Annotated in this window: 7 protein-coding genes; all 7 read left to right on the top strand. The window is 28.5% G+C overall.

The features are described 5' to 3' along the window. Positions 1 to 676 precede the first annotated feature (676 nt). The 7 genes from RWQ74_RS00860 (at position 677) to RWQ74_RS00825 (ending at position 6380) form a co-directional block, all read left to right on the top strand. Entirely contained in the window at positions 677 to 949 is a 273-nt protein-coding gene (locus RWQ74_RS00860; protein WP_314395917.1) for a hypothetical protein, read from the top strand. A 58-nt stretch (positions 950 to 1007) separates the two neighbouring features. After that, positions 1008 to 2123: a hypothetical protein gene (locus tag RWQ74_RS00855; protein WP_314395914.1), complete on the top strand. Its 1116-nt coding sequence runs from the start codon at positions 1008 to 1010 to the stop codon at positions 2121 to 2123. Positions 2124 to 2643: 520 nt separating this feature from the next. Next, positions 2644 to 3459, top strand: coding sequence for an ABC transporter ATP-binding protein (locus RWQ74_RS00850; protein WP_314395912.1), 816 nt, complete (start codon positions 2644 to 2646; stop codon positions 3457 to 3459). Position 3460: 1 nt separating this feature from the next. Then, positions 3461 to 4234: an ABC transporter permease gene (locus RWQ74_RS00845; RefSeq protein WP_314395910.1), complete on the top strand. Its 774-nt coding sequence runs from the start codon at positions 3461 to 3463 to the stop codon at positions 4232 to 4234. Position 4235: 1 nt separating this feature from the next. Further along, a complete protein-coding gene (locus RWQ74_RS00840; protein WP_314395908.1) occupies positions 4236 to 5024 on the top strand; it encodes an ABC transporter permease in 789 nt (262 codons plus the stop codon). Between the two features lie 234 nt (positions 5025 to 5258). Further along, positions 5259 to 5402: a hypothetical protein gene (locus tag RWQ74_RS00835; protein WP_314395907.1), complete on the top strand. Its 144-nt coding sequence runs from the start codon at positions 5259 to 5261 to the stop codon at positions 5400 to 5402. A 42-nt stretch (positions 5403 to 5444) separates the two neighbouring features. Beyond that, positions 5445 to 6380 (top strand): transposase, encoded by a 936-nt coding sequence (locus tag RWQ74_RS00825; protein ID WP_399540717.1) that lies wholly within the window; start codon positions 5445 to 5447, stop codon positions 6378 to 6380. Positions 6381 to 6389: the final 9 nt, after the last annotated feature.

The raw sequence follows: 6389 nt of genomic DNA, 5'->3' as shown, positions 1-6389 counted from the left end.
TTTCATCGTAATTTAATTTTTTGGAATTTATTTTCCGTAATAATTTGACTTTAACAGCAACCTATCGTAGATTTTCAAGTCTACGGTAGGTCTTTTTTATTGATGGGGGTTCATTTTAATAAAAATCTTTTGTCTATAGATATAGGAAGAGTGGAGAATTTTTTTAAAATCGGTACTCAAGATAAATCCAATTGTCCTGGGAGATTGTATAATTAGATTAGATACTCAAAAATAAAGAGGGATTAGTATATATAATTAGATATAATATTCTTGTATTAAAAAAACTTTATTAGTTTTCTCTAACATTAAAATCCTTAATTTTCAAATTATTCATTTATATTATAAGTTATGAATATATTTTTTGTTATTTTTCAGATATTTGTTCTCTTTTTTCAGAAAAAAAGAATTGACTATATAATGTATCAGTGCTAATATATATTCATAAAATAAATTAGGTTGAAAAAATATAAGCCATCAAAACAATATGAATACCGAGTAGGTGGATGGTAATATCTGTTAATTGCAAGATTAATAGTAAAAATTAGTTGGAAGATATTTTTTAAAAATATGATTTTGATATAGCAATTTGTTGTGTTGATACTCCGTTTGTAGAGATTGATTGCTTGTTTAGTGATTTATCGTTTCAATGCAAAAGTCATTTATAGCAGGTTCTTGTATGTCAACAACAATAAACTATGCATATATTAATCCAAAAAGAACAATGAACTTAAGTGACTTTTATGGTGATAATATGATAAATGATGATAGTATATTGGATAAAAAAGCACCATCGAGTATAATCACTCCAATTTCATTTATGGCTTCTGGAATGATATCATATAAAGTGTTTTCAGAACTTACAGGTTTGGGAAATATGAAAGATATAATTCAAATCAACTTACGCACATGGGAGGTGCATAATTTTGAAATTACTAAATATATTTCCTAAGAATTTTATTAATCTAATTCTAGGGCGTTCTGTATTGAATATAGCAGATAGCTTTTATATGGTTGCGGTAACGATTGCTTTGGTAGAAGTATATAATATAGAAGCAAGTACTTTGACATCGTTTGCTTTAATAGGAATGATTCCATCGCTAGTCGCGTTTTCATATAGTTATTTCTTTAATAAGATAAAAAATACAAAGTTTTGGATTCTCTGTTTCCAAATTATGCATATTATCTTAGTCAGTCTTTTAATAATTGCATTAGTTAATAAAGCGCATATTGCTTTTATATTTATTTATAACTTTTTATTCAATTTAGTAAATTGTGTTCTTACTTCATTAAATGTAAAAGTGACACCAGAAGTTCTTGATAATGATAATAATCTGATTAAAAAATCAGTTGATATTCAATATTTTACATCAAACTCATTAGATATACTTAGTAATTTCGTTGCATCGTTGTTGCTTGGTTTTATCACTTATTTATCACTTATGCAACTAAGTATTCCAATCTTTTTAGCGGGAGTATACTTCTTTACAAAGTTAAACCTGAATAAAAATATTCAAACTACCGAAGAAACTGAGGAAACAGAAGATGTGGTCGAGGCTAGTATAGTCGGCAATATAAAGACATTATTTTCACGAAACGCAGCGTCAAAGATAATTGTTATCGAAGCATTTCTTAGTGGTGCTACTGACTTGCTTTTAAAACTGCTTCCGCTTTATCTTATTAGCATAAATATTGATGTAAAATGGTTAGCTTTAGTTCTTTCTGTATGGCGTGGTGCGGACTTAGTAGGAGCAATGGTTGCACCTTTTGTAAAAGTTCCTCCCAAAAATTTCTTTTATATGGATTATTTGATATCAGGAACTAACTTTTTATTAGTATTTATAATAGATAATAGTTATCTAAAATTATTGTTTTTCTTTATCACCTTCGTTGTAATAGGAGTTTCCGGAAACTTCTTTGAAAAAATGCTCTATGATGATTATGAAGGAGAAGATTTTGGAGCTATTCACACTATCATAACTAGTTTTTATTCAGTATTTGGCGTCTTGTTTTTATTAATACCTTTCGTTTATGACAATATAAAAGTTCTTGGAGTATCCTTGAACATATTAACAATACTGTTTGGCTTGGGAATATTTGTTTTATTGAAATTCGAAAAACGTTAAAAGGAGCAAATATTTCATAAGTATTTAAAAGAAGAAATAGAATGAGGAACAAATAATAATAATAATAATTCATAAAAAAAGAATTGAAATTCATTTGAAAAGTGGCTGACCAAAAGGTCCTAAATTTTAACAAAGTGTATATGAGAACTCATAGACGCAGTGGTTTATTGATATCTAAATTCGCTTTATAAAAGCTTTTTAGATATCTAATAAACTTTGCGGGGGTGACTCGACAAAATCGATTTCTACGAAATCACGATTTTTGAGTCACTCCCTTTTCACTATGAGAGAGTAGTGATATTTGATATAATGTATAAAAGTGAAATATATAAATTGATAAGATTATAGATTTTTTAAAATCTCCTAAAGGAGTTTTGTATGATAAAATTAGTTGTTACAGAAATAACAACGTAAAGTAGAATACAAATAAACGTTATTGAAGTCTCTCTATTAAGGGATTTGAATATAATTAGTTGTTGAAAAGTCTAGGTCGGAATTATTTTAGGAAATGGAGAAAGTGATGGATAATATAATAAATGTAAAAGGTCTAAAAAGAAGTTTTAAGACTTCGAAAAATGGTGAATTTGAAGCTATAAAAGGAATAGACTTTTCAGTGAAAGAAGGAGAAATTTTTGGTTTACTTGGACCTAATGGTGCGGGTAAAACAACAACGATAAAAATTTTGACTACGATGCTTGCTCCAAGCGAAGGAAAAGCAAAAGTGTTTGGGTTTGATACTTTTTCGGAAGCTAAAAAAGTTAGAGAATATATTAATTTTGTTTTTAGTGGTGAAAGGAGCCTTTATTGGCGGCTTAGTGCAAGAGATAACTTGGCATATTTTGCAGATTTATACAAAATTCCTTTTAAAGATCAAAAAGAGTTAATTGAAAAATTAATAGCTCAAGTGGGGTTAAGTGAGTTTATAGATAAAAAGGTAGAAACTTTCTCAAAAGGAATGAAACAAAGACTTCAAATTGCAAGAGCATTGTTAAATAATCCAAAAGTAATATTTTTAGATGAACCGAGTATTGGATTAGATCCAGTAGGAGCAAAAGAATTAAGAGAATTAATTAAAAAACTGTCTAAAGAAGGAGTAACTATTTTACTAACAACTCACTATATGCCAGAAGCAGAAGAACTTTGTGATAGAATTGCGATAATAAAAAAAGGTAAGTTACTGGCTATAGATGATGTAGTAGGTCTCCAAAATTTAGTTTCTAACGAAAGAAAAGAAGAAATAAAAGCAAAGAAAGAACGCGAACAAGAAGAGAAAAATAAAAAGAATTTAGAAATAACGTTAGAAGATATTTATATAGAACTATTGGGGGATGCATAATATGTTAAGAGCAATATTAATGAGTGCCAAAGTTCAGATGAAACAATCAATAGCACGTCCAATGTTTAGATTTTGTATTTTTATTAGCCCGATATTAAGTGGAATTTTACTCGGGATGATTTATCAAAATCGTAGTGTGGAAGATTTTATGTTATATGCTTTTATAGGAGCGGGAATTACTACTTTTTGGGGAAGTATTTGTTTTTCATCAGCTAGTGATATGGATAGAGAAAAATGGCTAGGAACTATGCCAATGATTTTCACCTCACCGATAGGTTTCGAAAATATCATTTTTGGAAAAATTTTAGGGAACACACTTTGGGGAATATTTAGTTTTGGACTTAATACGTTGACGGTAAAAATTTTATTTAATAAATCTATCCAGTTTGCAAGTTTTAGTTATTTTGTATTAATAACAATTTTAATGATAGTATCTATGATAGCTGTCGGTTTTATGATGGCAGGATTATTTACTTTATCTAGAAAAATAAGTATTCTTATGAATGTTATTGATTATCCGATAATAATGCTAACTGGGATGGTCTTTCCTATTTCGATCTTTCCAAAATTTATTCAATATATTTCATACTTATTGAGTCCAACATGGGCGATGGAAGGTTATAAATTAGCTGTTCAAGGCGGTAGTAATGAAGAATTATTGAGAGTAGCATTTATATTGGTGATTATTATAATTATTTATTTTATTATTAGTATATTTTCATTTAGAAAAATTAAGAAACTATGTGTTATTAATGGGACTTTGGAGGTGTTTTAATATGGAAAATGTGTATAGATTTTTTAGAAGAGTTAGTTTTTCATATAAAATGTCTTCGGTATTAAATGATTGGCGTGCTTTCTTTACTATAGATTTGTTAATTCCACTAATGCAAATGATGTGTTATTCATTAGTAGGATATTATGTTTATGGTGCGGAAAATATTGAAAAATGGGTTATAAGTAATGCGATAGTGACTAGTGCATTTACGGCAATTTATAGAGTTGGTCTTCAGTTAGCAAGGGAGAGGGCAAGTGGAACATTGTCTCTAATGTTAGCTACTAAAACGAGTATTTCGGAAATATTAATTTCAAGTGCAATCTCAACTATGTTACTAAGTTTTGTATCGGTAGTTTTTGGAGTTAGCGTACTTAGTTTATTATTAGGACTAGCTTGGAATGGACAAAAAGTATTGGAGTTTGTTTTTATTTTAATATTAGCAATATTTGTAGCGACTTGTTTTGGATTTTTCATCTCGTGTTTAATATTATTGACGACAGAAATTCATCTAGTAACGAATACTATAGACAAAGTACTTTTAATATTTACAGGAGCGAATTTTCCAGTTAGTAATTTCCCATATTTAGTAGAGCAATTTTGCTATACTTTACCACTAACACGATCTATACTTTTAGCTCAAAAATTAATAGGTGGGGAGAGTGTAATAAGCAACATATATCTAATTAGAGGAGAGTTAGTGTTAGCTTTTGTATTTTTAATATTAGGAATAGTGTTGTTAAAAAATCTGGAAAAAGCTGCCATAAAAGGTAGCAAGTTAGATTTACTGTAAGTAAATAAAAGGCTCAGAGTAGAAATGCTTTGGGTCTTATTTTTTAGGAAGATTGTATAATCAAATTAGACACTAAAAAAATAAAAATAATGGGGGCTGACCCAAAAGACCAGTAAAAAAAGAAGTAACGAGAAAAAACTCGGTACTTCTTTTTAAAATTAATAAACAAAAAATCATCCCCATGATATAATAATAGTATAACCAAAAACCAAAAAATCAAAGGAGATGATATAAATGAGTAACAAAGTTACCTATAAAAATTATAACATGAATCAACTACAAATACCAATGGATATAACTGATTGGATAGAAGAAAATCACATATCAAAACTAATAAATCAAGTAGTAGAAGGAATAGATGAAAAAATACTGAGATAATCATATAAAGGTGGAGGCAGATGTTCATATCATCCAAAAATGATGTTAAAAATAATAATCTACGCATATATAAATAAAGTAATAAGCGGAAGAAAAATAGAAAAACTATGTAAGGAAAACCTTCCAATGATATGGTTAGCCGCAAGACAAACACCAGATTTTCGTACAATAAATAGATTTCGAGTAGAAAAAAAAGAATTAATAGAAGAAGTATTTAAAGCGATAGTACTGAGATTGATAGACGCAGAACTTATAGACCCTAGTATATATTATCTAGATGGAACAAAAATAGAAGCAAATGCGAATAAATACACATTTGTATGGAAAAAATCAACACAAAGATACAAAGAAAAAATAACAGAAAAAATAACAGAATTTCTAGAAGAAGCAAGTAACTTGAGTGAAGAAGAATTAAAACAAGAAGAAACAGTAAAAGGATTATCAGAATTAAAAGAGTTATCACGAGAAATACTACAAGATATAGACAATCTAGGATCTAAAGAAGTTGAGCAAATAGTAGAAGTATTAGAAGAGATAAAAGAAGAACAAGAAATACAAGAAATCCCCAAAAATAGAAAGCGAGTAATAAATAAGATAACAAAGAAAATAAAAGAAGACTATCTGCCAAGGCTACGAAAATACGAAAATCAGCTAGAAATATTAAAAGACAGAAATAGTTATTCAAAAACAGATAAAGACGCAACATTCATGAGAATGAAAGAAGACCATATGAAAAATGGGCAATTAAAAGCAGGGTACAATATACAAGTAGGCACACACAATCAATATGTATTAGGTTTTACAATACATCAAAATCCAACAGATGTAAGAACATTACAATCACATATAGAAAATATTAAAGAACAAGGAATAATAGAACCAAAAACAATAGTAGCTGATGCAGGATACGGAAGTGAAGAAAATTATATTTACTGCGAAGAAAATAATTATCAGGCACTAATACCATATAATATGTGATGAGAAAAG

The organism is uncultured Gemella sp., from assembly GCF_963525165.1.
Taxonomy (GTDB): Bacteria; Bacillota; Bacilli; order Staphylococcales; family Gemellaceae; genus Gemella.
This window is presented reverse-complemented; position numbering and strand designations above follow the sequence as displayed.